This is a genomic window from Ideonella sp. A 288, from assembly GCF_002198735.1.
GTDB lineage: Bacteria > Pseudomonadota > Gammaproteobacteria > Burkholderiales > Burkholderiaceae_C > Pseudaquabacterium.
The window spans coordinates 12785-39310 of the sequence record NZ_MWLO01000069.1 but is presented as its reverse complement, the minus strand read 5'-3'; the positions used below and the strand labels follow the sequence as shown (position 1 = coordinate 39310).

The following is a 26526-nucleotide window of genomic DNA, read 5'->3' as shown; positions in this document are numbered from 1 at the left end:
TGCCGGCAGCGGCGGTGACCATGGGACGCGCCCGCAGGGGCACGCCTAGAATCCCGGGTCCATTCCCCCGAAACGGTCGGCCATGACCCGCAAGCTCTTCGTCACCACCGCGCTGCCCTACGCCAACGGCCCGTTCCACATCGGCCACATCATGGAGTACATCCAGGCCGACACCTGGGTGCGGGCGCATCGCATGCGGGGTTCGGAGGTGCGTTTCGTCTGTGCCGACGACGCCCACGGCGCGGCGATCATGATCGCCGCCGAGAAGGCCGGCAAGACGCCGCAGCAGTTCGTCGCCGACATCGCCGCGGCGCGGCCGGCCTACCTGAACGGCTTCCACATCGCCTTCGACAACTGGCACTCGACCGACGGCGCCGAGAACCACGAACTGGCGCGCGACATCTACCTGGGTCTGCGCCGCAACGAGCTCATCGACGTGCGCTCGGTCGAGCAGTTCTTCGACCCGGTGAAGGGCATGTTCCTGGCCGACCGCTTCATCAAGGGCGAGTGCCCCAAGTGCGGCGCCAAGGACCAGTTCGGCGACTCGTGCGAGGTGTGCGGCGCGGTCTACTCGCCCACCGAGCTGAAGAACCCGTATTCGGCCCTGTCGGGCGCCACCCCCGAACTGCGCAGCAGCGAGCACTACTTCTTCCGCCTGTCCGACCCGCGCTGCGTGGCCTTCCTCGAGCAGTGGACGCAGGACGGCAAGCTGCAGCCCGAGGTGGCCAACAAGGTGCGCGAATGGTTCACGCAGGCCGCCGATGCCGACGGCGTGATGACCGGTGGCCTGGGCGACTGGGACATCAGCCGCGACGCGCCCTACTTCGGCATCGAGATCCCGGACGCGCCGGGCAAATACTTCTACGTCTGGCTCGACGCGCCCGTGGGCTACCTGGCGTCGCTGAAGAACCTGGCCGGCAAGCAGGGCTGGGACTACGACGCCTACATGGCCGACCCGGCGGTGGAGCAGGTGCACTTCATCGGCAAGGACATCATCTACTTCCACACGCTGTTCTGGCCGGCCATGCTGCATTTCAGCGGCCGCAAGGTGCCCAACAACGTGTTCGTGCACGGCTTCATCACCGTCAGCGGCGAGAAGATGAGCAAGAGCCGCGGCACCGGCATCAGCCCGATGAAGTACCTCGAGCTCGGCCTCGACCCCGAATGGCTGCGCTACTACATCGCTGCCAAGCTCAACGCCCGCGTCGAGGACATCGACTTCAACCCCGACGATTTCATCGCCCGCGTCAATTCAGACCTGGTGGGCAAGTACATCAACATCGCCAGCCGCGCGGCGGGCTTCCTCAGCAAGCGCTTCGGTGGCCACCTGTCGTCCGACCTGGGCGTGGAGGGCCGCGTGCTGCTCGATGGCCTGCGCGCCCATGGCGCCGCGGTGGAACAGCTGTACGAGGAGCGCGAGTTCGGCAAGGCGGTGCGAGAGATCATGCTGCTGGCCGACCGGGTGAACGAGTACGTCGACCAGCACAAGCCCTGGGAACTGGCCAAGGGCGCGGGCGACGACGCCGCCAAGTCGGCGGCGCTGCACGACGTGTGCTCGGTGTGCATCGAGGCCTTCCGCCTGCTCACCATCTACCTCAAGCCCATCCTGCCGGCGCTGGCCGCCAAGGTGGAGGGCTTCCTGCGCGTCGAGCCGATGCAGTTCGCCGACGCCGCGCGCGCGCTGGGCCACCACGTCATCGGCGACTACAAGCACCTGATGCAGCGCGTGGACGCGGCCAAGGTCGACGCGCTGTTCGAGCCGCCCGCCGAGGTGCGCGTGGTGCCCGGCGGCGAAGACCTGGCCCCCGAGATCGGCATCGACGACTTCACCAAGGTCGACCTGCGCATCGCGCTGATCGTCGACGCGGCCCATGTCGACGGCAGCGACAAGCTGCTGCGCCTGACGCTCGACGTCGGCGAAGGCCGGCTGCGCAACGTGTTCTCCGGCATCAAGAGCGCCTACGAGCCGGCCAGCCTGGTCGGAAAGCACACGGTGATGGTGGCCAACCTGGCGCCGCGCAAGATGAAGTTCGGCGTCAGCGAGGGCATGGTGCTCGCCGCCAGCCACGCCGACGGCAAGGCGAACCCCGGCATCTTCGTGCTCGAGCCGTGGCCGGGTGCGACGCCCGGCATGCGCGTGCGTTGAAGCGCCGAACGCTGCTGGGCGCCGCGGCGCCATGGGGCTTGGGCACGTCGATGCCGTGGGCCTTGGGCACCGCGGCGGCACAGCCCGCCCCGCCCGCTGCGATGCACTTCGTGGCGCTGGGCGACATGCCTTACGGCCTGGACGGCCGCGCGGGCCCGGCCTTCCGCCACCTGATCGACCTGGTCAACGCCGAGCGGCCGCCCTTCTCGATCCACGTCGGTGACTTCAAGGACGGGCTGACCGAGTGCACCGATGCGCTCTTCGACCGGGTGCACGCGTACTTCCAGCGCTTCGATGCCGCCCTCGTGCTGACCCCCGGCGACAACGACTGGACCGACTGCCAGCGCCATGGCGCCGACCCGCTGGAACGCCTGCAGGCCCTGCGGCAGCGCTTCTATGCCACGGCCCAGTCGATGGGCCGGCGGCCGATCGCGCTGCAGCGCCAGCCCGACACCATGCCGGCCTACGCGCCCTACCGCGAGAACCAGCGCTGGCGCCACGGCAGCGTGCTGTTCGCCACCTGCCACGTGATCGGCCCGCGCGACAACACCGAGGCCGCGTCGGGCGCCCTGCGGATGGAGCAGCGCCGACGTGAAGCGGCCAACGCCCAGTGGGTGCGGGACGCCTTCGTGCGCGCGGCGGCCGAGGGCGCCACCGCGCTGGTGCTGGCGATGCAGGCCGATGTGTTCCGCCCGCAGCGCCACCGCGACGAGCCGCGGGAGGTGCGCAAGGCCTTCCGCCCGCTGATCAGCGACACGCTGCTGCCGCTGGTGCAGGCCGCAAGGCTGCCGGTGCTGCTGGTCCATGGCGACAGCCACCACCTGATCGCCGACCGCCCCTTCCGCGACCGACAGGGCACGCCGATCGACCGCCTGTGGCGCCTGCAGGTGCCGGGGGATGGCCGCATGCACGCGGTGCGCGTGACCGTGGACGGGCGGGCCGCCGAGCCGTTCAGCTTCCAGCAGATCTGGAACCCGATGGCCCCCGACCCACGCTGACCGGCCCGCGCCGCGGCGCGCTGCCGGGCCACGACCCGCCGGGGCCGAGCGGGCGCTTCATGCGCTCGGCCGTGCGGCGCGTGGTCTGGAACGGCGGGACGCCGCGATCTGCCGAACGGCGACGCGCCCCCATGCGGGCGCCATTGACGCGTCAGGGTGGTGTCGGTCGGCAATGGCATCATGCGCTGCATGCGAGCTTGCATGCTGGCCGATCCTCGTGTGGCGCACATGTCGCGGCGCCGGCGCTTCATCGTCCGCATGCGCCACGGTGGACCACCGGGCAGTCCCGTCTGCCCCGACCGTCCCACCCCACGGAGCCCGCATGCCACTGCCCTTTCGAGTCCAACCCTTCCGGCCCAGACTGCTCGATGCCCTGAAGGGCTATGACAAGCGACGGCTCGGCGCCGACATCGGCGCCGGCATCACGGTCGGCATCGTGGCGCTGCCGCTGGCCATGGCCTTCGCCATCGCCTCGGGCGTCAAGCCCGAGCAGGGACTGTTCACCGCCATCATCGCCGGGCTGATCATCTCGGCGCTGGGCGGCTCGCACGTGCAGATCGGCGGGCCAGCGGGGGCGTTCATCGTCATCGTCTACGGCATCGTCGAGCGCTACGGCCTGGCCAACCTGCTGATCGCCACCTCGCTGGCCGGCGTGCTGCTGTTCCTGATGGGCTGGCTGCGGCTGGGCGCGCTGGTGCGCTACATCCCGGTGTCCATCGTCATCGGTTTCACCAACGGCATCGCGGTGCTGATCGGCCTGTCGCAGCTGAAGGACCTGCTCGGCCTGAAGGTCGACAAGATGCCGGCCGACTTCTTCAGCCAGATCGCGGTCATCGGCAATCACATCGCCACCACCAACCTCACCGCGCTGGGCATGGGGCTGGCCTGCCTGGCCATCGTGGTGCTGTGGCCCAAGTCGTACACCATGCCGCAGGGCCCTGTGGGCGTGCGCGGCCACCTGCGCCGCTGGGCGGCGCACCTGCCGGGCACCATCGTCGCGCTGGTGGCCGCCACGCTGGCCACGGTGGCGATGGGGCTGCCGGTGGAAACCATCGGCTCGCGCTTCGGCGGCATCCCGCAGTCGCTGCCGGGCTTTGCGCTGCCCGACTTCAGCTGGCAGAGCGCCAAGCTGCTGGTCATACCCACCATCACCATCGCGCTGCTCGGCGCCATCGAATCGCTGCTGTGCGCCCGGGTGGCCGACAACATGGCGCCCGACCTGCCACGCCACGACCCCAACCAGGAGCTGATGGCGCAGGGCGTGGCGAATGTCATCGCGCCACTGTTCGGCGGCATCCCGGCCACCGGCACCATCGCCCGCACCGTGACCAACGTGCGCGCCGGCGGCACCTCGCCCATCGCCGGCATCGTGCACGCGCTCACGCTGCTGGTCATCGTGCTGGTGGCCGCGCCGCTGGCCCTGCACGTGCCGCTGGCGGCGCTGGCCGGCATCCTGCTGTTCGTGGCCTGGAACATGGGCGAGTGGCGCGAGTTCGCCCGCCTCAAGCACTTCCTGCTGCCCTACCGCACGGTGCTGGTGGGCACATTCCTGCTCACCGTGATCTTCGACCTCACCGTGGCGGTCGAGGTGGGCCTGCTGCTGGCCTGCGGCTTCTTCATCTACCGGATGAGCCAGCTGTTCACCGTGCACCCGCACCAGGGCTCGCCGCTGCCCGAGGGCGTGGCGGCGTTCGAGCTGTTCGGCTCGCTGTTCTTCGGCGCCGTCGGCAAGATCGAGGCCTTGCCGGCCCAGTTGCCGGCCGGCACCCGCGCGGTGGTGCTCGAAATGCACCGGCTGATCTCGATCGACACGTCGGGCATCGACGCGATGCAGCAGCTCCACCGAACCCTCAAGCGCCAGGGCATCGCGCTGGTGCTGGCCAACGTGAACCCGCAGCCGATGGGCCTGATCCGCCGCTCGGGCTTCGAGTACGAACTCGGTGCCGAGCAGATCGTGCCGTCCGTGGGCGACGCGTTCCCGGCCACCGGCGGCGACGCGTCGGCAGAGGCCAGCGCGTCATCAGCGGCCCCCTGAACCCACCCGTCCGTGCGATCGACCCGGCCCTGTCAGGCTGCCGACACCCTGAAGGCGCCTAAAATGCGCGGTCGACCCTGATCCCCCCTGGAAACCCGCCATGCCGTTCTTCTGGAAGCCCTACACGTCGGACGTGACGTCCTTCATCGAAGAGCTCAAGGCCAAGAAGCCCACGCTCGAGGCCGAACAGCAGGCCGGCCGAGCCCTGCTCTGGGACAAGGCCATCGACCGCGACGCGCAGGCCGAGTACCGCGCCGCGAACGTGCCGCAGAAGCCCTACGTCTACTTCGGCCCGAGCAGCAAGTAAGGCCCGGGTCGTGTCGGAGTCGATCGCCAGCAACGGCGCGACCCTGCCCCCCGGTGGCCCCGACACCGACGCCCTGCCGGTCGACGGCATCGCCGTGGCACGCCTGTATGGCGAGCCGCTGTTCAAGATGCCGCAGGACCTGTACATCCCGCCGGATGCGCTGGAGGTCTTCCTCGAAGCCTTCGAAGGCCCTCTCGACCTGCTGCTGTACCTGATCCGTCGGCAGAACTTCAACATCCTCGACATCCCGCTGGCCGACGTGACGCGCCAGTACCTGGCCTACGTCGACCAGATCCGCAACCACAACCTCGAGCTGGCCAGCGAATACCTGCTGATGGCCGCGATGCTCATCGAGATCAAGTCGCGGATGCTGCTGCCGGCGCGAAAGGCCGACGACGGCGCCGAGCCCGAAGACCCGCGTGCCGAACTGGTGCGCCGCCTGCTCGAGTACGAGCAATTCAAGCTGGCCGCCGCGCGGCTCGATGCCCTGCCGGTGATCGGACGCGACTTCCTGCGGGCCGAGGTTACGATCGAGCAGAGCCTGCAGCCGCGCTTTCCCGATGTGGCGGTGGTCGACCTGCGCGACGCCTGGCTCGACATCCTCAAGCGCGCCAAGCTCAACCAGCACCACCGCATCAGCCGCGAGCAACTTTCGGTGCGCGAGCACATGAGCATCGTGCTGCGCCGGCTGCAGGGCCAGCGCTTCGTCGAGTTCCACGACCTGTTCGAGCCCACCCGCGGCCCGGCGGTGATGGTGGTCACCTTCATCGCGATGCTCGAACTGGCGCGCGAGCGCCTGCTCGAGGTGACGCAGGCCGAGGCCTTCGCGCCGATCTACGTGCGGCTGTCCTACCAGCCGTCCTGAGCGACCTTCGAGCCGGGCTGCGTCAGCCGGCCAGCGGCGCCACGGCGTCCACCACCACCAGCCCGACGCCACCGCGCAGGCGCTGCGCCCAGCGCCACACCGGGGCGTCGTTGGCCCGCGCGCCCGGGCCGGCGTCCAGCCGCTCCTGCAGCGCGCAGGGGCGCCAGGCCACCTGGCCCGGCGGCAGGTCGGGCGGCGACAGCGCACCCCACACCACCCGCAGGCGCAAGGGCGCGACGGGGGTCTCGACGCAGTCCAGCCGGTCGATGGTGAGCCAGCGTCGCCGACGGCGCACCACCGGCAGCACCCAGCCTACCGAGCCCAAGGGCTTGCCGCCGGCCACATCCGCCTGCAGGGCCGCCGCGTCGAGCTGCAGCCCGATCAGCGCCGCCGGCCCGGCCAGCCCGGGGCCGTACCAGGCGGCCCACTCGTCGGCAAAGCGCCGGGCCAGCGCAGCCGGTGTCAGCGGCTCGGCCTGGCGCCACACCACCGGCGGCGCATCGGTCGGGTCGTCGCGACCGCGCTCGAGGTCGAAGGCCAGCGTCGCGGGCATCAGGCGGGCCCTTGCGCCGCGCGCTCCTCAGGCGCCGCCGTGTCCGCCTGCGCGGGCGCGGCCGGCAGCGTCAGGCTGAACACCGACCCATGGCCCGGCACCGACCGAAGCACGAGCCCGGCACCCGACAGCGCGGCCAGGCGGCGCACGATCGCCAGGCCCAGTCCCAGCCCCTGGCGGCGCGGTGCCGAGGCGGTGCCCGGGCCCTCGGCCACCTGCACGAATTCGTCGAAGATGCGCGCCTGGTCGGCCGGCGCGATGCCGATGCCGCTGTCCCACACCTGCAGCAGCACCTGGTCGCCGCGCGGCCGTGCCGCCACCAGCACGCCGCCGTCGTGCGTGCAGCGCAGCGCATTGGCCATCAGGTTGCGCAGGATGCGCTCCACCAGCAGCGGGTCGGCATGCACGCGGCGGTGCCCGCCGCGCAGCACCAGCAGCAGGCCCTTCTCGAAGGCCACCGGCTCCATGTGCGGCCGCAGGCGCTGGTAGACCTCGTCCAGCGCAAAGTCGCACGGCCGCGGGTCGACGCCTCCGGCGTCGATGCGGGTGATGTCCAGCAGTTCGGTGAACAAGCGGTCGAGCGCCTCGACCGACTCGCCGACGCGCGCGACCAGCGGTGCCAGCGGCGCATCCCGGTTGGCCGTGCGCAGCGCCCCGGCGAACAGCGCCAGGGCATGCAGCGGCTGGCGCAGGTCGTGGCTGGCCGCGGCGAAGAAGCGGGTCTTGGCCTGGTTGGCCGCCTCGGCCTCCGCACGGGCGCGGTCGGCCTCGATGCGTGCGCCTTCGGCCTCGACGCGTGCGCCTTCGGCGGTGGCGCGGGCGCGGTCGGCAGCAGCGGTCTCGTCACGCAGCTCGGCGATCAGCTGGCGGGTGCGCGAGCGCAGCTGCAGCAGGTGGCGGAACGCGGTGTGGAAGTTGCGGCCCAGCAGCGCCGCAGTGACGAGGATCAGCGCCATCACCGTGGCCAGCCACAGGCCATTGGGATCGCCCTCGGCCAGCACCCGCGCGATCGCCGGCACGATGGCCAGCGCCAGGTAGGCCAGGTACACCCGCCCCTGTGTGGCCAGCGACGGGATCGAACCGACGCACAGGCCATTGACCACCAGCAGCAGCGCGGCGCGCTGTACCGCGTCGCCCGCGCCATAGAACTGCCACGCCGCGAAGCCCCACAAGGTGCCCGAAGCCAGGGCGCCGGCATTCCAGCGGCGGCGCCAGCGCTGGCTGGCCTGGTCGCCCAGTGGCGAGACCGCATCCGCGCGGCGGTGGGCCAGCGCCAGGCCGAGCCGCGCCAGCCACACCAGCGCGAAGGCCCCCAGCCAGCCGGTCACCTGGCCGGCGGCGGCCGTACCGGCGAACAGCCAGCCGACGATGCCGGCGCCCAGGCCATTGCCCAGCAGCGACGAGCCGGTATAGGCGTACAGGCCGCGCACCTGCTCGGCCCGCATCCCATCAGGCAAGGCGGGTCGGGCCGCCGCGCTGCGGAAGCCGCCGGGCGCGTCGACGCCGTCGGGGTCATCACGGCCGTCGAACGCGTCGCCCCGGCTCGCGACGGTGTCGCGCCCGCGCATCGATCCGTTGGCGCCGCGGGCCAGGACCATGGCCGTCAGGGCCGCGGCGGGGTAGGTGTCGGGGCCGCGCCGCCAGACTGGTTCATCTGGCTCACCGCCAGCACCGCCTGCGTGCGCGACGACACGCCCAGCGCGCGCAGCACCGCGGCCACGTGGTCCTTCACCGTCTCGACCGACAGCTTCAGCTCGCGGGCGATCAGCTTGTTGGGCAGGCCCTTGAGCAGCAGCGCCATCACGTCGGACTGGCGCGGCGTGAGGCCCAGCGATTCGACGCTGGCCGGGCGCTGGTGCACCTCGGCGCTGGCCAGTTCGGCGATCGAGGGCGTGGCGCCCGCGCCGGCCCGCAGTTCGCTGGCGGCGACAGGCCGCGACAGCATGCCCAGCATCGCGGGCGGAAGGTAGACACCGCCGGTCGTCACCATGGCCAGCGCGTCGACCAGCTCGCGGTTGGACGTGCGCTTGGGCACGAAGCCCATCGCGCCCATGTCGATGGCGCGGATCATGTCGCTGTGGCGCTCGGTGGCCGACACCACCACCACCGGCAGCAGCGGGTAGCGGCTGCGCAGGTCGGCCAGCACCTCGAAGCCGTCGGTGTCGCCCAGCGACAGGTCGAGCAGCACCAGGTCGAAGTCGTCCGCGGCCGCCAGCTCGGCGTTGGCGCGCCCGGCGTCGAGCACGCCAACCACCTCGATGCCGCGGTCCAGGCCGTGGATCACGGCGGTGAGCGCCGAAAGGATCAGGGGGTGGTCGTCGACCAGCAACACCTTCATCGCCATGCCTCGTTTGCCGCAACGGCTGACATGCTACCTGCGCGCACGGCCGGCCCGGGCCGGCGGCGCGGGCGCCATCGTCAGGTGAAGCGACGCGCCACGGTCTCGGCCACGCACACCGGCTTGTCGACGCCCTCGCGCTCGATCGTGACCTCGGTGATCAGCTGCGCACCGCCGTCGATCGGCTCGAAGGCCTTCAGGCGCAGGTGGCCGCGCAGGCGGCTGCCCGAGGGCACCGGGCCGGTGAAGCGCACGCGGTTCAGGCCGTAGTTGACGCTCATGCGCACGTCGTCGACGACCATCGCCGACTGCGCGAACTCGGGCACCAGCGACAACGTGAGGAAGCCGTGCGCGATGGTGGTGCCGAAAGGCCCAGCCGCGGCGCGTTCGGGGTCGACGTGGATCCACTGGTGATCGCCGGTGGCGCGGGCGAACAGGTCGATGCGCTCCTGGTCGACGGTGATCCAGTCGCTGGTGGCGAGGTGCTCGCCGACCTTGCCGCGCAGCGACTCGAGGGTGGCGAAGTGGGTGGTGGCGTGTGCAACGGGAGAGGGGGTCATTGGCCGAGCCATTCGAGGAGGGGTTGCCACTGCTGCAGGTCGCGCGCGACGCGGCCGGGGGCCACGTCCCACAGCGTCAGGCCGCGGGCGGCGAGGTGGACGTAGTTCTGCGTGTCGCGCAGGTCGGCCAGCCACGGCAGCGACAGCGTGGCGACGAATTCGTGCAGGTGGCCGGTGGCATGGGTGTGGTCCTTCACGCGCATGCCCACCAGGCCCATGGCCACCTTGTCGGCGCGCGCATGCGATCGCAGCGCCTGCACGAAGGCGTGGGTGGCCTGGATGTCGAACAGGCTGGGCTGCAGCGGCACCACCAGGCGGTCGGCGATCTTCAACGCGGCCTCGAAGGGCTTGCCGGTCAGGCCGGCCGGGGTGTCCAGCACCACGTGCGTGGTGCCCCTGGGCGGGCGCAGCACGCGCTCGTCCTCGATGTCCCAGCCACGGATGGCCGGCAACTGCGGCGGCCGCAGCGCCAGCCATTGGCGCGACGACTGCTGGCGGTCGATGTCGCCCAGCATGACCGCGTGGCCCTGCCGCGCCAGCCAGCCGGCCAGGTTGGTGGCCAACGTGCTCTTGCCGACACCGCCCTTGGGATTGGCGACCACGATGACCGGCATCTGCAGGCTCCGTCGAAAGAGGTGGATTTGCTGCGATATTACGAGAGCCGCCCGGCGCCCCGTCACCGGGCAAACCCACTGGACGGCCGCACCCCACCACCCACCCTTTGCCATGGCCCGCGTCCTCGTCCTCGTCGCCCACCCCGAGCTGGAGCATTCGCGCGTCGGCCGCGCACTGATGCAGGCCGCCGCCACCCTGCCCCCGGCCGACGTGGAGGTGCGCGACCTGTACGCCCGCTACCCCGACTACCTGGTCGACGTGGCGGCCGAGCAGGCCGCGCTCGAGGCGGCCCGGCTGGTGGTGTGGCTGCACCCGGTCCACTGGTACGGCATGCCGCCGCTGATGAAGCTGTGGCTCGACGAGGTGTTCCGCTTCGGCTGGGCCTACGGGCCCGGCGGCGACCGCCTGCGCGGGCGCGACCTGTGGCTGGTCACCTCCACCGGCGGGGCCGAGTCGTCCTACCGACCCGACGGCCACAACCGCTACTTCTTCGACGCCTTCCTGCCGCCCTACGAGCAGACGGCCGTGCTGGCCGGCCTGCGCTTCCTGCCGCCGCTGGTGATGCACGGTGCGCAGCGGGTGGACGACGCCGCGCTGGCCGCGCATGCGCAGGTGTTCGCCGACCGCCTGCGCACCTGGCCCGACTGGCCGGAGATGGCCGACCTCGCACCCTGCCCGACCTGCGAGGTGCCTGCGGATGCCCGCCCGGTCGACGACCCGGGCCCCCTGGCTGGAGGCACCTGAAATGAAACGACCCCAAGCTCACTGCGTTCGCGGCCCCCGAGGGGCGCGTCAGTCCCTTCGGGCGGCCGGGCGGAACTGACATGGAGCACACCGACTGGCTCGGCACCAGCCTGGTCTACCTGGCCGCCGCGGTGCTGGCCGTGCCGCTGGCGCGGCTGCTGGGCCTGGGCGCCATCATCGGCTACCTGGGCGCCGGCATCGCCATCGGGCCGTGGGGCCTGAAGCTCGTCACCGACCCACAAGCCATGCTGCACTTCGCCGAGTTCGGCGTGGTGCTGATGCTCTTCCTGGTGGGGCTTGAGCTCGAGCCGCGGCGCCTGTGGGCGCTGCGCCGGCCGATCTTCGGCTGGGGCAGCGTGCAGTTGCTGGGCAGCGCGGCCATCCTGCTGGGCGTGGGCATCGCCGCCGGGCTGCCCTGGCCGGTGGCGCTGGTGGCCGCGTTGGGCCTGGCCATGTCGTCCACCGCCATCGGCCTGGGCGTGCTGGCCGAGCGCAACCTGATGGCCACCAGCTCGGGCCAGAGCGTGTTGAGCGTGGCGCTGCTGCAGGACATCGCCGCGATCCCGATCCTGGCCCTGGTGCCGCTGCTGGCCACCGCCGACGCGCACGCGCAGGGCAATGGCTGGCTGGGCGCGGCCAAGGCGCTGGGCGTGATCGCCGCCATCGTGCTGGGTGGCCGCCTGCTGCTGCGCCCCGCGCTGCGCTGGATCGCCCGCAGCGACACGCCCGAGATCTTCACCGCCGCGTCGCTGCTGCTGGTGGTGGCCACGGCCGCGCTGATGCAGTCGGTGGGGCTGTCGATGGCGCTGGGCGCCTTCCTGGCCGGCGTGCTGCTGGCCGAGAGCGAATACCGCCGCGCACTTGAAACCGACCTGGCGCCGTTCAAGGGCCTGCTGCTGGGCTTGTTCTTCATCGCCGTGGGCATGAGCATCGACTTTGCCGTGGTGCTGCAGCGGCCGGGCCTGATCGCCGCGGTGGTGGCGGGCTTCCTGCTCGTCAAGGCCGCGGTGCTGTGGGGCATGGCGCGCGCGATGCCGCTGCCGCTGGTCGAGCGGCCGGTGTTCATCGTGCTGCTGGCGCAGGGCGGTGAATTCGGCTTCGTGGTCTTCCAGACCGGGCAGCAGGCCGGCGTGATCTCGGCGGCCACGGCCTCGTTCCTGGTGGCGGCGGTGGCACTATCGATGCTGGCCACGCCGCTGCTGCTGGTGGCGATGGACCGCTGGCTGGCGCCGCGCCTGGCCGCGCGCCGCGACGGCCCGGCGCCGCCCACATTGGCCGAGCCGCAGCAGGCGCCGGTGATCATCGCCGGCTTCGGCCGCTACGGCCAGGTGGTGGGCCGCCTGCTCAGCGCCAACGGCCTGTCGGCCACGGTGCTGGACCACTCGGCCGACCAGGTCGAGACGGTGCGCCGCTTCGGCTGGAAGGTGTTCTACGGCGACGCCACGCGGCTCGACCTGCTGCGCATGGCCGGGGCGGCCGAGGCCCGGGTGTTCGTGCTGGCCATCGACGACGTGGACCAGAGCGTGGCCGTGGCCCGCCTGGTGCGCGAGCACTTCCCGCAGCTGGTGGTGGTGGCCCGCGCGCGCAACGTCACCCACTACGCCCAGTTGCGGCAGGCCGGCGTGGCGCTGATCGAACGCGAGACGCTGGATTCCGCGCTGATGAGCGCGCGCAGCGTGCTCGAGGCGCTGGGCTGGCAGCCGCACACCGCGCGCAACCAGGCGCTGCGGTTCCGCCAGCACACGGTGGACATGATCGAGCGGATGGCGCCGCACCTGGGCGACGAGCAGAAGCTCATCGACGTGGCACGGCTGGGCCGACAGCAGCTGGAACAGGTGTGGGCCGAGGAGCGCGAGGCCGCCGCCCGCGAGCGGCGCCGCGGTCCTTGGCCCGCAGCGGCGCCGAACGGCCCGCCCGGCGACGAGCCCCCGCCTTGACGCCCGTGGGCACGGTCAAAGCGGCCGCAACCCGTCCCACAGCAGCTTGGTGCCGGTGATCAGCAGGCCGAGGTGGAAGATCCGGTAGAACATCGTCTGCGGGATCGACCGCACCAGGCGCACGCCGGCCCACACACCCACCGGGGCCAGCGGCGCCAGCACCGCCGAGGTGCCCATGTTCTGGCCGTCGATCAGGCCCAGCCAGGCGTAGGGCAGCCACTTGGCGGCGTTGACCGCCGCGAAGAACACCGCCATCGTCGCCGTGAAGCGCACCGGTGGCAACTTCAGGGGCAGCACGTAGAAGCCGATCGGCGGCCCGCCGGCGTGCGCGACGAAGCTGGTGAAGCCCGAGGTGGCGGCCAGCACCCGGCCCAACCAGCGCGCCGGCGGCGGTGCGTCGGCCCGCGGCGGCCGCAGCACGCGGATGGCCAGGAACATCAGCGTCAGCCCGCCCACCATCGCCGCCACGGTGCGCGCCGACAGCAGGCTGAACAGCGCGAAGCCGATCACCGTGCCCACGATGCCGGCGGGCAGCAGCAGCTTGAGCAGCGCCGCATCGCGCTCGCGCCACAGCGCCTTCAGGCCCAGCGCGTCCATGATGGCCAGCAGCGGCAGCAGGATGGCCGCGGCCTGCGGCACCGGCACGGCCAGCGCCATCAGCGGCACCGCCAGCGCGCCGAAGCCGGCGCCGAAGCCGCTCTTGCTCAGCCCCAGCATCAGCACCGCCGGCACGGCCACCGCATAGAAGCCCGGGTCGGTGACGATCATCGTGCCGGCCGGCGACAATGCCGCGGTTCCACCGTTCGATCGCAACGCCTGCGCATGCCTGGGCCTTCGGGTCGTGTCACGCCGCGATTGTCGTGCCCCACCCCGGCGTCAGCCCAGCTTCACGGCTGCAGCACCGCGAGCCACCCAACCGTCGCCATGTTCCAGCCCTCCCAGCACGATGTCCGCCGCTTCTTCTGCGAGGCCTGGCGCAAGCACCGCGACGGCCTGCCGCTGACACAGATGGAGGCGCTGGCCACGCCCTGGCTCGACCAGCACCCCGAATACCACGCCGACCTGTCCGACGTCGACGCCGCGCTGGCGGCCAGCTTCGCGGTGGAAGACGGCCGCACCAACCCCTTCCTGCACCTGTCGATGCACCTGTCGATCACCGAGCAGTGCGGCATCGACCAGCCCACCGGCATCCGCCAGGCGGTGGAACTGCTGGCCGCGCGGCGGCAATCGCTGCACGAGGCCCACCACGAGGTGATGGAGTGCCTGGGCGAGATGATCTGGGCGTCGCAGCGCAGCGGCCTGCCGCCCGACGGCCACGCCTATTTGGACGCCGTGCGCCGCCGCGCCACGCGCTGATCTGGCCAGGCCCGAGCGCCGCGCTAAGCCCTCGGGCGACGCATCACTTGCCGATCGTCACCCACTGCACGGTGACGAAGTTGTCAGCCCGGTGCGGCACGTCCACGTTGCTGCGCGCGGCCCAGGGGATCACCTGGCGGTGCAGCGGGATGGTGTGCACCTGCTCCTTCCATTCGGTGAGCGCGGCGCGGATGAGCTGTTCGCGCTTCTTCGGGTCGGTCTCGGCGCTGGACTGCGCGGCCAGCGCATCGAACTTGTCGTTGCGCACCTGGCTGTAGTTGTACAGGCCCACGCCCTTCTCGCCGCGGTTGCGCATCACCGGGGTGAACAGCGTCTCGGCGTCGGTGATGGCGCCGCCCCAGCCGTACATGAACAGGCTGGTGTCGAGCTTCTCGACCTTGGGGAAGTACAGCGTGCGCGGCATGGCGTTGACACGCAACTTGACCTTCAGCTGCGCCCACATCGAGGCCAGCGCGACGCAGATCTCCTCGTCGTTGACGTAGCGGTTGTTCGGGCAGTCGAGCGTCACCTCGAAGCCGTCGGCGTAGCCCGCGTCGGCCATCAGCTTGCGCGCGGCGGCCAGGTCGTAGGGCAGGCGGCGCTCGATCTCGGGGTCGTTGAACGAGGCCAGCGGCGACGGCGTCATGCTGCCGGTGGGCGCGCTCATGCCGTTCATCAGCTTGGTCTTCATCGTCTCGACGTCGATGGCCTGGTACAGCGCCTTGCGCACGCGCAGGTCCTTGAACGGGTTCCTGCCCTTGACGCTGCTGTACAGCAGTTCGTCCCGGCTCTGGTCCAGGCCGATGAAGACGATGCGGTTCTCGGGGCCGTCGAGCACCTTGATGCCGGCCACCGAGCGCAGCCGGGCCAGGTCGCGCGGCGCCGGGTCGTGCACAAAATCGATTTCGCCGGAAATCAAGGCCGCCAGGCGCGTGGCGTCGTTGGCGATCGGGGTGTAGACCACCTCCTGCACATTGCCCTCGTGCTGATTCCACCACGCGCCGTTGCGGCGATAGGTGGTCTTGATGCCGGGCGCGCGATTGACCAGGATGAACGGCCCCGTGCCGTTGGCGTTGAGCGAGGCGTGGGTCTCTTCCTTGTTCTTGTAGTCCAGCGGCTTGGTGACCCGGTGCTTCTCGCTCCAGGCCTTGTTCATGATGGACAGCAGCTCGATGTGCTGCAGGAATACCGGGTTGGCGCCGCGCAGCTGGAACTCCACCGTCAGCTCGTCCACCTTGCGCGGCTCGCCCACGGCATTGGCATAGGTGGAGAACTGCGAGGTGATCTCCTGCGCGCGCTTGACCGAGAACACCACGTCGTCGGCCGTGAACGGCGCGCCGTCGTGGAACTTCACGCCCGCGCGCAGCTTGAAGCGCCACAGCAGCGGCGACACCTGCTGCCACTCGGTGGCCAGCGCGGGCACGAGCTCGAGCTTGCGGTTGCGGGCCACCAGGCGCTCGTACACCTGCTGGTTCATGCTGTTGGTCAGGCCCTCGTTCTGCGAGTGAGGGTCCATGGTCTGCGGGTCGCCCTGGCTGGCCCAGCGGAAGGTCTGGGCGGGCGCCGCGGCGGCCATGGCCAGCGCAGCCACGGCGATGCACGTCTGCAGGACGCGTGGGATGGGGGTCATGGCGCGCATGGAACGGGTCAGGCCGGCTGGTAGCCTTCTTCGGCCAGCGCGGCGGCAAAGCGCTCGGCCGGCTGCTGCGAGTCGATGCGCACCTGGTGGGCCGGCAGGTCGATCTGGAGCTGGGCCGCGGCGTCGATGCGCTGCACGGTTTCGGTGACGGCGCGCACGCAGTGGCCGCAGGTCATCGTGGGCAGGGTGAACTCGATCATGGCGAAAGCCTCTGGGTTGGAGCAGCAGCCCGCAGTATCGGGCCTGTGCCGCCCGCCAGGCAATCGCAGGGCCGAGGCCGGCCCGCTCAGTGGCTGCGCGCCAGCACCTCGTCGCCGGCCCACAGCGAATCGAGCTGCGGGAAGTTCCACTTCGACGGCTGCTCGCGGTCGACGATGCGGTCGGCGCAGCCCGCCCGGCTGAGGTCCATCACCACCGGCGTGATGGGCAGCGACGAGCGGGTCGAGAAGAAGGCCTTGACGATCGGCGCGGTGAGTGCGGCGCCGTTCTGCTCCATCACCACGGCCAGCTTGCCCGACTCCAGCCGCACCAGCGAGCCGTTGGGGTAGATGCCCAGGCTGCGCACGAAGGCGCGGAAGGTGGCCTCGTCGAAGTGGCCCTTCCACGAGGCCATGCGGGCGATCGATTCGGCCGGGTCCCAGCCGGCCTTGTAGGGCCGGTTCGAGGTGATGGCGTCGTAGACATCGCACACCGCGCCCATGCGCGCCATCGGCGAGACGGCGTCGCCGGCCAGCTGGTGCGGGTAGCCCCGGCCGTCCATGCGCTCGTGGTGGTGCAGGCACACGTCGAGCGCCACCTCGCCGGTGCCATTGGCCTCCTGCAGCATCTCGTGGCCGCGCACCGGGTGCGTGCGGATGATGGCGAACTCGGCGTCGGTCAGCTTGCCCGGCTTGTTCAACACGTCCAGCGGCATCGCCGCCTTGCCCAGGTCGTGCAGCAGGCCGGCCAGGCCGGCCTCGCGGCAGCGCTCGTCGTCCAGGCCGAGCTGCCGGCTCAGCGCCACCATCAGCGCGCACACCGCCACCGAGTGCATGTAGCTGTAGTCGTCCTGCGTCTTCAGCCGTGCCAGGCTGACCAGTGCGCCCGGGTTGCGGAACACCGACGAGGCGATGTCGTCGACCAGCGGCAGGCAACGGTCGGCGTCCAGCGCCTTGCCCAGGCGGGCCTCGGCGAACATCGAGGTCACGGCCTCGCGCGAGCGGTTGCACAGTTCGGCGGCCTTGCGCAGCTCGGCGGCCATCGGCTGCGAGGCCGGCGGCAGCACCGATGGCGTCGCCGGGGCTGCGGGGTCGGCCACCGCGGCCGCAGTGGGCGACGACGACGCCACGTGGAAGGCCGATGGGCGGCGCGGCGCCGGCAGGTCGTCGACCACGGCCACGTCCAGGCCGCGGGCCACGTCGATCCAGCAGTCGCGCACCTTGCTCTCGCGCAGGCGCCGGAGGTCGTCCGCGTCGGTGAGCACGAAGCGCGTCTTCCAGAACGGGTGGTCGAGCCAGGCACCTTCCATGGCATGCAGGTGCATGCCCAGGCGCAGCGCCGAGACGGGGATCTTCTTCAGGGTGCTGTCGCGCTGGGCCATGGTTCACGGCTGATATCGGCCGATCGGGCCAGGCACTTGAACCGAACGCCCGGTGCAGAACGAAGAAACCGCTGCCGAGGCAGCGGTTTCACAGGGGCCCGGCCGGCGTCGCCGACGGGCCGGGGAGCGATCAGCGGCGGCCGGACTGCGGCACCACCTTCAGGTCGCCGGGCATCGCGGCGATGTAGGCCGCCACCTGCTTGAGTTCGCCGCTGGTGAAGGTGAGCTTCTTCTTGCCGCCCGACTCTTGCACGACCTGGCTGCGCATCGTGGCGTTGCTGCGCCCGACGTTCGGGTTGCCGTCGGTGTGGTAGGCCTTCAGGGCCACCTGCAGGTAGTCGGCATGCTGGCCGGCCAGCCGCGGGAAGGCGGGGTCGATCGGCGTACTGAAGTTGGCGCCGTGGCAGGCCACGCAGGCGGCCAGCCGATCCTTCAGGGCCTCGGGCGGTGCGGCCACGGTGGTGGCCGGCGCGGCGGCACCGGCGGCCTTGCCGTGCGATTCGTAGTAGGCGGCCAGATCGGCCATGTCCTGCTCGGTGAGCGAGGCCGCGATGCCACGCATGGTCGGGTGCTTGCGATCCCCCTTGGCGTAGGCCTGCAGCGAAGCGACGATGTACTTGCCGCCCTGGCCCGAGATCATCGGCACCTTGTGCACTTCGGGGAAGGTGGCCTGGTAGCCGACGATGCCGTGGCAGCCGATGCACATGGCGGCCTTGCTGGCCCCCCGGGCCGCGTCGCCGGGCTTGGCCTCCTGGGCCTGCGGCAGGGTGCAGATGCCGGACAGGGCCAGCAGCAGGGGAAGCGCTTTCTTGATCATTGCTCGGACGTGGGTTGCTGCGGTTGAGAGGCCAGAGCCGCGAAATGCCTACGGCATGTGCGTGCCGGCGCGTTTGCGGGCGATCAAAAGATTATAGGACCGACACTTATACTGACCCGCACCCGCAAGAACCCGCACGAACCCACCCGGCGCACCATGAAATTCCAAGGCACAGACAACTACGTCGCGACGCAAGACCTGATGCTCGCCGTCAACGCGGCGATCACGCTCAAGCGGCCCCTGCTGGTCAAGGGCGAGCCCGGCACCGGCAAGACCATGCTCGCCGAGGAAGTGGCCAGTGCGCTGGGCATGCCGCTGATGCAGTGGCACATCAAGAGCACCACCAAGGCCCAGCAGGGCCTGTACGAGTACGACGCGGTGAGCCGCCTGCGCGACAGCCAGCTCGGCGACGAGAAGGTCAAGGACATCCACAACTACATCGTGCGCGGCACGCTGTGGCAGGCCTTCACCACCGAGCAGCCGGTGGCGTTGCTGATCGACGAGATCGACAAGGCCGACATCGAGTTCCCGAACGACCTGCTGCGCGAACTCGACCGCATGGAGTTCTACGTCTACGAAACGCGCGAGCTGATCAAGGCGCGGCACCGGCCGGTGGTGTTCATCACCTCCAACAACGAGAAGGAACTGCCCGACGCCTTCCTGCGCCGCTGCTTCTTCCACTACATCAAGTTCCCCGACGCCGACACGATGAAGCGCATCGTCGACGTGCACTTTCCCGGCCTGAAGCAAGAGCTGCTCACCGCCGCGATGAAGACCTTCTACGACGTGCGCAACCTGCCCGGCCTGAAGAAGAAGCCCAGCACGTCCGAGCTGCTCGACTGGCTGAAGCTGCTGGTGGCCGAGGACATCCCGCTCGAGGCCCTGCAGAGCAAGGACGAGAAGGTCAGCGTGCCGCCGCTGGTGGGCGCGCTGCTGAAGAACGAGCAGGACGTGACCCTGTTCGAGAAACTCGTGTTCATGCAGCGGCACAACCGCTGATGCGCCCAATCACTGAGCCGCTCACGCTGGCCGGGCCGCAGGCGCGGCTGGTGCTACTGTCGTCCGACCACCACGATGCCCTGGTCGACGCGGTGCGCGACGGCGACCTGTGGCAGCTCTGGTACACGGCCATCCCGGCGCCCGAGCGCATGGCCGCCGAGATCGAGCGCCGCCTGGGCCTGCTGGCCAGCGGCTCGATGCTGCCCTTCACCGTGCTCGACGGCACGGGCAAGGTGGTCGGCATGACCACCTACATGAACATCGACGCCACCCACCAGCGCGTCGAGATCGGCTCCACCTGGTATGCGCGCAGCGCCCAGCGCACGCCGCTCAACACCCAGTGCAAGCGGCTGCTGCTGGCCCATGCCTTCGACACGCTCGAATGCATCGCGGTGGAGTTCCGCACCCACCGCTTCAACACCCAGAGCCGCCGCGCCATCGAGCGCCTGGGCGCGCAGCTCGATGGCATCCTGCGCAATCACCAGCGCGCGTCCAATGGCACGCTGCGCGACACGGCCGTGTACAGCATCACCGCCGACGAATGGCCCACCGTGCGGGCCCACCTAGATTTCCAGCTGTCGCGCGGCTGATTGCACGGCTCGGCGCACCACGTTTCCTCTGCGACCGCCTGCTGTCCGTCGCCGCCCCCTCTCACCGCCCCACCCCCTCGGAGCGAGCATGGCCCGCAAGAAGCCGATCGGCGTCGATGACCTGTGGCAGATGGAACGCGTGGGCGCCCCCAGCGTGTCGCCCGACGGCGCCCAGGCGGTGGTGGCGGTCAGCCGCTTCTCGATGGCCGAGAACAAGGCCTCGAGCACGCTGTGGCTGCTGTCCACCCTGGGCGGCCAACCGCGACCGTTGACGCACTGCGGCGACAAGGACGGCCAGCCGCGCTTCTCGCCGCAGGGCGACCGCATCGGCTTCGTCGCCCGCCGCGAGCAGCAGGGCCGCAAGGACGACGAGGCGCAGTTCTACGTCATCGCCCCCGATGGCGGCGAGGCCCAGCGCGTGGGCGAGGTGGCCACCGGCCTGGAGGCCTTCCATTGGGTGCCCGACGGCCAGCGCATCGTCTTCGTCTCCTGGGTGTGGCCCGGCCTGTCGGGCACGGCAGCGCAGGCCAAGGCGCTGAAGGCCCACAAGGACCGCAAGGACACCGGTTACGCCACCAGCGAGGCGCTGTACCGTTACTGGGACCACTTCGTGCCCATGGGCCGCGTGGCCCACCTGCACGTGATGGACATCTGCACGGGCAAGGTGCGCGACCTGTTCGACGGCAGCGGCTACGAGCTGCCGCGCCACGAGCCCGACGGCACCTGCTTCGACATTTCGCCCGACGGGCGCAAGGCGGTGTTCGCCTACGACCCGGCGCCCGAAAAGCGCGCGGACGCCCGATTCGCCCTGGCCGAGGTCGATCTGCGCAACGGCCGCATCACGCCGATCGTGCGCGACGACGACTGGAGCTTCACCGCACCGCGCTACAGCCCCGACGGCACCCGCGTGGCCTTCATCGCCAGCCACCAGGGCCGCACCCACACCGCGCCGGGCCACCTGGCCCTGTGGGAGCGCGGCAACGGCCACCTGCTGCTGAGCGCCGACTGGGACCAGGACGTGCATGGCCCGCTGGTCTGGCACGACGACGGCCAGTCCGTGCTGCTGGCGGCCGAGCGCCATGGGCGCCGCCCGCTGTGGCGCTTCGACCTGGCCACGCGAGCCGCCGAGGCGCTGAACGACGACGGCTGGGTGCAGGCCTGGGACAGCCGCTGCGGCACCACCGTGGTGGTCGCCGACGCGGCCGACCACCCGGCGCGGGTGCACGCCTGGCGCCTGGGCGAGGCGCCGCTGCGCATCGAACGCTTCAACGACAAGGTGATGGCCGGCCTGCGCCTGGGCCGCCACGAGGCCATCTGGGTGCGCGGCGCATTGGGCGAACGGGTGCAGGTGTGGCTGTTCTACCCGCCGGGCTTCGATGCGCGGCGCAAGTACCCGCTGCTGCAGGTGATCCACGGCGGGCCGCACACGTCCGTCGGCGACAACTGGCACTACCGCTGGAACAACGCGACCTTCGCGGCGCAGGGCTACGTGGTGGCGGTGGTCAATTACCACGGCTCGTCGGGCTTCGGCCACGCCTTCCTCGACAGCATCACCCACCGCTGGGGCGAGCTCGAGCTGCAGGACATCGAGGCCGTCACCACCGCGATGCTGCGCAAGCCCTTCATCGACCGGCGCCGCGTCTTCGCCACCGGCGGCAGCTACGGCGGCTTCATGGTGGCCTGGATGAACGGCCACGTGAAGCCCGGCCGCTATGCCGCCTATGTGTGCCACGCCGGCTGCTTCGACTGGACGGCGATGTTCGCCGACGACGCCTGGGCCTGGCATTCCAAGGAGCTGGGCGCCTGGTACTGGGACGACATGGCGCGCATCCACGCCCAGAGCCCGCACGCCTTCGCCGGCACCATGCACACGCCCACGCTGGTGATCCACGGCGCGCTCGACTACCGAGTGCCCGACGCGCAGGGCCTGGCCTACTACAACACGCTGAAGGCCCGCGGCGTCGACGCCCGCCTGCTGTGGTTCCCCGACGAGAACCACTGGATCCTCAAGCCGCGCAACAGCCGGCTCTGGTACGACGAATTTTTCGGCTGGCTGGCCCGGCACGACCCGGGCTCGCGGCGCTGAGGCGCTGCCGCGGCAGCGCACCGCCTCAGGCGAACGACGGCCGCCAGACGATGGTTCGGTTGCGGCCGCTGTGCTTGGCCTGGTAGAGCGCCTGGTCGGCCCGCTCCAGCAGGTGGCTCGGGCTCTCGTCCGGATCGTCGCCGTGCGCCAGCCCGACCGACACCGTCAGCCACACCGCATGCTGTCGCCAGGTGATGTGGCCGTCGGCGATGGCCAGCCGCAGCCGCTCGGCGGCCAGCCGTGCCGACGCAGCGTCGGTGTGCGGCAGCAGCACGCAGAACTCCTCGCCACCCAGGCGGCCCAGCACGTCGACATCGCGGGCCGAGGCATTGAGCACCTGCGCCACGTTGATCAGCACCGCGTCGCCGGCGGCATGGCCCAGCGTGTCGTTGACCGACTTGAAGTGGTCCACGTCGATGATCAGCACCGCGAAAGGCTCGCCGTAGCGCACCAGCATGCGGTGCCTGGCTTCGAGTTGCTGCATCAGCTCGGCGCGGTTGAACAGCCCGGTCAGCGCGTCGCGCTGCGACAGGTGGCGCAGGCGCGCCACCATGCGCAGCAGCACCACCGACGCCAGGCTGCCGTGCACCAGCAATGTCAGCACCAGCAGCACCAGCGCCAGCGCCACATGGAAGGGGCCCTCGGCCGGCAGCAAGCGGCCGGTGACGTCCGGCCAGACCAGCGCGGCCGTGAGCCGAAGCACCACCAGCGCAATGCAGGCCACCAGCGGCCACAGCACCGCGAAGGCCGTGGTGTCGCCGAACTCGCCGCGCAGCGCGTCCCAGGCCTGCGCCGCGGTGCGCGACATCAGCCACAGCACGGCCGTGCACATCACCACCACGCGCACCACGTCGGGGAACACCGCTGGCCAGCCGGCGCCCAGCGCCGCGGTCACCGCCAGCGGCATGGCCACCGCCAGCGCCTCGCCGTCGGCCGGCGGCAAGCGCAGGAACAGCAGCAGCCCGCGGCGCATGCACAGCAGGCTGATCACCGTGCCCAGGCTCGACAGGCCGATGGCGGCCGGCGTCGCCGGCGCGTTGGGCACGCCCAGCAGCACGCCCAGCGACAGTGCGCCGCCGAGCGAGAACGCCGCCCAGTGCGCCGCCGCCTGGCGCGGCACGTCCAGCCGCCACGCGGCCATCGCCCAGCCGCAGGCCAGCAGCAGCTCCAGCAGCATGAGCGTCCAAAGGGTAAGGGCCACGTTCCCCAGCATCGTCGTCTATTCGGCGCGCTGGCCGGTAACTTGAGCCGCGCGCCGGCACCCTGTCGGCGCTGCGGCTATGCTTCACGCCACGGCGGGCGCCGCCGCCCACCGACACTCCGCCCATCTGCCGGGACGACGCCCATGCTCATCAACTTCTTCTACACGCTGCGCGCGGCCAAGCTGCCGGTCTCCGTCAAGGAGTTCCTGACCCTGCTCGAAGCCATGAAGGCCGGCGTCATCGACACCTCGGTCGACCAGTTCTACTACCTGGCCCGCACCTCGCTGGTCAAGGACGAAGCGCACTTCGACAAGTTCGACCGGGCCTTCGGCGCCTACTTCAAGGGCGTGGAGATGCTGGCCGATTTCACCAAGGAAGTGCCGCTCGAGTGGCTGCGCAAGAACCTCGAGCTCGAGCTCAGCCCCGAGGAGAAGGCCAAGATCGAGAAGATGGGCTGGGACGAACTGATGGAAACGCTGAAGAAGCGCTTCGAGGAGCAGAAGGAACGCCACGAGGGCGGCAGCAAGTGGATCGGCACCGGCGGCACCAGCCCCTTCGGGGCCTACGGCGTCAACCCGCAGGGCATCCGCATCGGACAGGACAAGGGCCGCAACAAGAGTGCCGTCAAGGTGTGGGACCAGCGCGCCTACAAGGACTACGACGACACGCTCGAACTCGGCACCCGCAACATCAAGGTGGCCCTGCGTCGCCTGCGCCGCTTCGCCCGCGAAGGCGCCGCCGAAGAGCTGGACCTCGAGGACACCATCCACTGCACTGCCGCCAATGCCGGCATGCTCGACATCAAGCTGGTGCCCGAGCGGCACAACAAGGTCAAGGTGCTGCTGTTGATGGACGTGGGCGGCACGATGGACGAGCACATCCACCGCGTGGAAGAACTGTTCTCGGCCGCCAAGAACGAGTTCAAGCACCTCGAGTTCTACTACTTCCACAACTGCGTCTACGACTTCATGTGGAAGAACAACCGGCGCCGCTACAGCGAGAAGACACCCACCTGGGACATCATCCGCAAGTACAACAAGGACTACAAGCTCATCTTCGTCGGCGACGCCACGATGAGCCCCTACGAGATCCTGCAGCCCGGCGGCAGCGTCGAGTACAACAACGAAGAGCCCGGCGCCGAATGGCTCCAGCGCCTGACCAACGCCTTCCCCAAGTACGCCTGGATCAACCCCGAGCCGCAAGGCGTGTGGCAGTACCGGCAGAGCATCTCCGTCATCCAGCAGCTCACCAACCACCGCATGTACCCGCTCACCCTGGCCGGGCTCGAAGGCGCGATGCGGCTGCTGAGCAAGTGATCCTTCCCGACGTGCGGCGTGCCGCCGGCACGCTCGCGCTGGTGGTGGTGGCTCTGCTGGCCGGCGGCTGTTCCACGCTGTCGGAGCTGCCGCTGCCCGGGCTGTCGCGCCCGGCCGTCCCGCCCGGGGCCCTGCAGGTCGAGATCGACGCGCCGCCCGAGCTGAAGACCCTGCTGGCCCAGCACCTGGACCTGTCGCGCGCCATGCAGCTGCGCGACGACGAGGCGCTCGATGCCATCGAGGTGCAGCGGCTGCTGGTGGCGGCGCCCGCGCAGGCGCGCGACCTGCTGCGCACCGAGGGCTACTTCGAGCCCGAGATCACCGTGCAGCGCAGCCCCGGCACGCCGGTGCGCGCCACGCTGAAGGTGCGCACCGGCCCGCGGGTGCGCGTGCGGCAGGTGAGCGTGCGCGTCGAGGGCGAGATCGACGGCCGGGCGGCCGGCGGTGATGCCGCCGCGCAGAACACGCTCGGCCGGCTGCGCGCCGCCGGACCGCTGCGCGAGGGCGTGGCCTTCCGCAACCCCGACTGGGCCGAGACCAAGCGCCAGTGGCTGGCCACGCTGCGCGCCGCCGGCTACGCCGCGGCCACGCTGACGAGCAGCCGCGCCGACATCGACGAGGCCACCACCGCGGCCACGCTCGAGGTGGCGCTGGACAGCGGGCCACTGTTCCTGGCCGGCCCGCTGAACGTGGAAGGCCTGCAGCGACACGACCTGGCGACGGTGCAGCACCTGGCCGGCTTCAGTGCCGGCACGCCGCTGACCGAGGTGCTGCTGCTCGACTACCAGGACCGATTGCAGAAGGCCGGCCTGTTCGAGGCCGTGTCGGTGGCCTTCGACCCGACGCAGGGGCCGGCGGCGGCACCGGTCACCGTGCGCCTGCACGAGCTGCCGCTGCAGCAGGCCGTGGCCGGCGCCGGCATCAGCACCGACAACGGCCCCCGCCTGTCGCTCGAGCACACCCACCGCCGCCCCTTCGACTGGGCCGTCACCTCGTACAACAAGCTCGAATGGGGCCGCGACGCCCAGCGCTGGGGCGGTGATTTCCTCACCCACCCCGGTGCCGGCTTCACCCGCTGGCTGCTGGGCGTGCAGATCGAACGCGAGCGCAGCGACACCGACGTGGTGCTGTCGCAGCGCCTGCGCGCCGGCCGCACGCGCGACACCAAGTCCATCGAGCGGCTGGAGTTCGCCGAACTGCTGCGCTCGCGCCAGATCACCCGTGACGGCGTGGTGATCGACGCGATGGCCGCCAGCGCCAACCTGCACCTGGTGCTGCGGCGGCTGGACAGCGTGCTGCTGCCCACCCGCGGCTACAGCCTGTCGCTGCAACTGGGCGCCGGCCAGGCGCGCAGCACGCAGGCCGACAGCGGGCCGTTCACCCGGGTGCAGGCACGTCTGACCGGCTACCTGCCGCTGGGCGACCAGTGGTATGCCAAGGCCCGGGTCGAGGCCGGCCAGATCGTCAAGCGCGATTCGGTCGTGGTGCCCGACGCACTGGGCTTCCGCGCCGGCGGCGACGAGTCGGTGCGCGGCTACGGCTACCGCACCCTGACGCCCACCGTCGGCGGCAGCGTCGTCAGCGGCAACGCGGTGCTCACCGCCAGCGCCGAACTGGCGCGGCCCATCTGGGCATCGATGCCGTCGGTGTGGGGCGCGGTGTTCGTGGACGCCGGGCGCGCCGTCGACCGCTGGCAGGACTACAAGCCCGCCCTCGGCTACGGCGTGGGCGTGCGCTGGCGCAGCCCCATCGGCCCGGTGCGGGCCGACGTGGCCTGGGCCGACGAGTTGCGCAAGGCCCGCCTGCACCTGACCGTGGGCGTGACCTTTTGACCCGGGATGCGC

The 26526-nt window shown here is 70.9% G+C and carries 24 protein-coding genes; 13 read left to right on the top strand and 11 right to left on the bottom strand.

Annotated elements, in window-relative coordinates; translation table 11 throughout:
- The first annotated feature begins 82 nt into the window (after positions 1 to 82).
- The 5 genes from metG to EOINJALH_RS05225 all read left to right on the top strand — a co-directional run bounded on the left by metG (position 83) and on the right by EOINJALH_RS05225 (position 6351).
- On the top strand, positions 83 to 2146 hold the full coding sequence (gene metG, locus EOINJALH_RS05245) for a methionine--tRNA ligase (RefSeq protein ID WP_088279258.1): 2064 nt from the start codon (positions 83 to 85) through the stop codon (positions 2144 to 2146).
- A complete protein-coding gene (locus EOINJALH_RS05240) occupies positions 2143 to 3144 on the top strand; it encodes a hypothetical protein (protein ID WP_144289870.1) in 1002 nt (333 codons plus the stop codon). Before metG ends, EOINJALH_RS05240 begins: the two co-directional genes overlap by 4 nt.
- Before the next feature lie 322 nt (positions 3145 to 3466).
- On the top strand, positions 3467 to 5179 hold the full coding sequence (locus tag EOINJALH_RS05235; protein WP_088279256.1) for a SulP family inorganic anion transporter: 1713 nt from the start codon (positions 3467 to 3469) through the stop codon (positions 5177 to 5179).
- 100 nt (positions 5180 to 5279) lie between these two features.
- Positions 5280 to 5486 (top strand): DUF3460 family protein, encoded by a 207-nt coding sequence (locus EOINJALH_RS05230; protein WP_088279255.1) that lies wholly within the window; start codon positions 5280 to 5282, stop codon positions 5484 to 5486.
- Between the two features lie 22 nt (positions 5487 to 5508).
- Positions 5509 to 6351, top strand: coding sequence for a segregation and condensation protein A (locus EOINJALH_RS05225; protein WP_404872734.1), 843 nt, complete (start codon positions 5509 to 5511; stop codon positions 6349 to 6351).
- Positions 6352 to 6373: 22 nt separating this feature from the next.
- Here EOINJALH_RS05225 and EOINJALH_RS31600 read toward each other — a convergent pair whose 3' ends face one another.
- The 5 genes from EOINJALH_RS31600 to EOINJALH_RS05200 all read right to left on the bottom strand — a co-directional run bounded on the left by EOINJALH_RS31600 (position 6374) and on the right by EOINJALH_RS05200 (position 10416).
- A complete protein-coding gene (locus tag EOINJALH_RS31600; RefSeq protein ID WP_088279254.1) occupies positions 6374 to 6904 on the bottom strand; it encodes a hypothetical protein in 531 nt (176 codons plus the stop codon).
- On the bottom strand, positions 6904 to 8502 hold the full coding sequence (locus EOINJALH_RS32545) for a HAMP domain-containing sensor histidine kinase (RefSeq protein ID WP_234413663.1): 1599 nt from the start codon (positions 8500 to 8502) through the stop codon (positions 6904 to 6906). Before EOINJALH_RS32545 ends, EOINJALH_RS31600 begins: the two co-directional genes overlap by 1 nt.
- A gap of 5 nt (positions 8503 to 8507) precedes the next feature.
- Positions 8508 to 9242: a response regulator transcription factor gene (locus tag EOINJALH_RS05210; RefSeq protein WP_088279272.1), complete on the bottom strand. Its 735-nt coding sequence runs from the start codon at positions 9240 to 9242 to the stop codon at positions 8508 to 8510.
- 80 nt (positions 9243 to 9322) lie between these two features.
- Positions 9323 to 9802, bottom strand: coding sequence for a MaoC family dehydratase (locus tag EOINJALH_RS05205; protein WP_088279253.1), 480 nt, complete (start codon positions 9800 to 9802; stop codon positions 9323 to 9325).
- Entirely contained in the window at positions 9799 to 10416 is a 618-nt protein-coding gene (locus EOINJALH_RS05200; protein ID WP_088279252.1) for a ParA family protein, read from the bottom strand. Before EOINJALH_RS05200 ends, EOINJALH_RS05205 begins: the two co-directional genes overlap by 4 nt.
- 112 nt (positions 10417 to 10528) lie before the next feature.
- Between EOINJALH_RS05200 and EOINJALH_RS05195 the strand changes: the two genes are divergently transcribed.
- Both EOINJALH_RS05195 and kefC read left to right on the top strand, forming a co-directional pair.
- Positions 10529 to 11161: an NAD(P)H-dependent oxidoreductase gene (locus EOINJALH_RS05195; protein ID WP_088279251.1), complete on the top strand. Its 633-nt coding sequence runs from the start codon at positions 10529 to 10531 to the stop codon at positions 11159 to 11161.
- Between the two features lie 80 nt (positions 11162 to 11241).
- The gene (gene kefC, locus EOINJALH_RS05190) at positions 11242 to 13098 is read left to right on the top strand and encodes a glutathione-regulated potassium-efflux system protein KefC (protein WP_088279250.1); all 1857 of its coding nucleotides are present in this window, start codon (positions 11242 to 11244) and stop codon (positions 13096 to 13098) included.
- Between the two features lie 15 nt (positions 13099 to 13113).
- Here the strand turns inward: kefC and EOINJALH_RS05185 are convergent, their stop codons facing one another.
- A complete protein-coding gene (locus EOINJALH_RS05185) occupies positions 13114 to 13866 on the bottom strand; it encodes a sulfite exporter TauE/SafE family protein (protein ID WP_088279271.1) in 753 nt (250 codons plus the stop codon).
- A 156-nt stretch (positions 13867 to 14022) separates the two neighbouring features.
- Between EOINJALH_RS05185 and EOINJALH_RS05180 the strand changes: the two genes are divergently transcribed.
- Positions 14023 to 14454, top strand: a complete 432-nt coding sequence (locus tag EOINJALH_RS05180) for a DUF1841 family protein (protein WP_088279249.1) — start codon at positions 14023 to 14025, stop codon at positions 14452 to 14454.
- A 43-nt stretch (positions 14455 to 14497) separates the two neighbouring features.
- On the opposite strand, the gene EOINJALH_RS05175 is transcribed toward EOINJALH_RS05180, so the two are convergent.
- From EOINJALH_RS05175 to EOINJALH_RS05160, 4 genes are all read right to left on the bottom strand, one after another.
- Entirely contained in the window at positions 14498 to 16084 is a 1587-nt protein-coding gene (locus tag EOINJALH_RS05175; protein WP_088279270.1) for an ABC transporter substrate-binding protein, read from the bottom strand.
- A 17-nt stretch (positions 16085 to 16101) separates the two neighbouring features.
- Positions 16102 to 16293, bottom strand: coding sequence for a heavy-metal-associated domain-containing protein (locus EOINJALH_RS05170; RefSeq protein WP_088279248.1), 192 nt, complete (start codon positions 16291 to 16293; stop codon positions 16102 to 16104).
- A gap of 86 nt (positions 16294 to 16379) precedes the next feature.
- Positions 16380 to 17672: an HD-GYP domain-containing protein gene (locus tag EOINJALH_RS05165; protein WP_088279247.1), complete on the bottom strand. Its 1293-nt coding sequence runs from the start codon at positions 17670 to 17672 to the stop codon at positions 16380 to 16382.
- Positions 17673 to 17802: 130 nt separating this feature from the next.
- Positions 17803 to 18486, bottom strand: a complete 684-nt coding sequence (locus EOINJALH_RS05160; protein ID WP_404872733.1) for a c-type cytochrome — start codon at positions 18484 to 18486, stop codon at positions 17803 to 17805.
- 159 nt (positions 18487 to 18645) lie between these two features.
- Between EOINJALH_RS05160 and EOINJALH_RS05155 the strand changes: the two genes are divergently transcribed.
- The 3 genes from EOINJALH_RS05155 to EOINJALH_RS05145 all read left to right on the top strand — a co-directional run bounded on the left by EOINJALH_RS05155 (position 18646) and on the right by EOINJALH_RS05145 (position 22164).
- The gene (locus EOINJALH_RS05155) at positions 18646 to 19488 is read left to right on the top strand and encodes a MoxR family ATPase (protein ID WP_088279245.1); all 843 of its coding nucleotides are present in this window, start codon (positions 18646 to 18648) and stop codon (positions 19486 to 19488) included.
- The gene (locus EOINJALH_RS05150; RefSeq protein WP_088279244.1) at positions 19488 to 20078 is read left to right on the top strand and encodes a GNAT family N-acetyltransferase; all 591 of its coding nucleotides are present in this window, start codon (positions 19488 to 19490) and stop codon (positions 20076 to 20078) included. Before EOINJALH_RS05155 ends, EOINJALH_RS05150 begins: the two co-directional genes overlap by 1 nt.
- A gap of 88 nt (positions 20079 to 20166) precedes the next feature.
- The gene (locus EOINJALH_RS05145) at positions 20167 to 22164 is read left to right on the top strand and encodes a S9 family peptidase (RefSeq protein ID WP_088279243.1); all 1998 of its coding nucleotides are present in this window, start codon (positions 20167 to 20169) and stop codon (positions 22162 to 22164) included.
- A gap of 25 nt (positions 22165 to 22189) precedes the next feature.
- Here the strand turns inward: EOINJALH_RS05145 and EOINJALH_RS05140 are convergent, their stop codons facing one another.
- A complete protein-coding gene (locus EOINJALH_RS05140; RefSeq protein WP_144289869.1) occupies positions 22190 to 23365 on the bottom strand; it encodes a GGDEF domain-containing protein in 1176 nt (391 codons plus the stop codon).
- A gap of 144 nt (positions 23366 to 23509) precedes the next feature.
- Between EOINJALH_RS05140 and EOINJALH_RS05135 the strand changes: the two genes are divergently transcribed.
- Entirely contained in the window at positions 23510 to 24682 is a 1173-nt protein-coding gene (locus EOINJALH_RS05135; RefSeq protein WP_088279241.1) for a VWA domain-containing protein, read from the top strand.
- Positions 24679 to 26514 carry an autotransporter assembly complex family protein gene (locus EOINJALH_RS05130; protein ID WP_088279240.1) on the top strand — a complete coding sequence of 612 codons (1836 nt, stop codon included), beginning with the start codon at positions 24679 to 24681 and terminating at the stop codon, positions 26512 to 26514. The genes EOINJALH_RS05135 and EOINJALH_RS05130 overlap by 4 nt, the downstream gene beginning before the upstream one ends.
- The last annotated feature ends 12 nt before the right edge of the window (positions 26515 to 26526 follow it).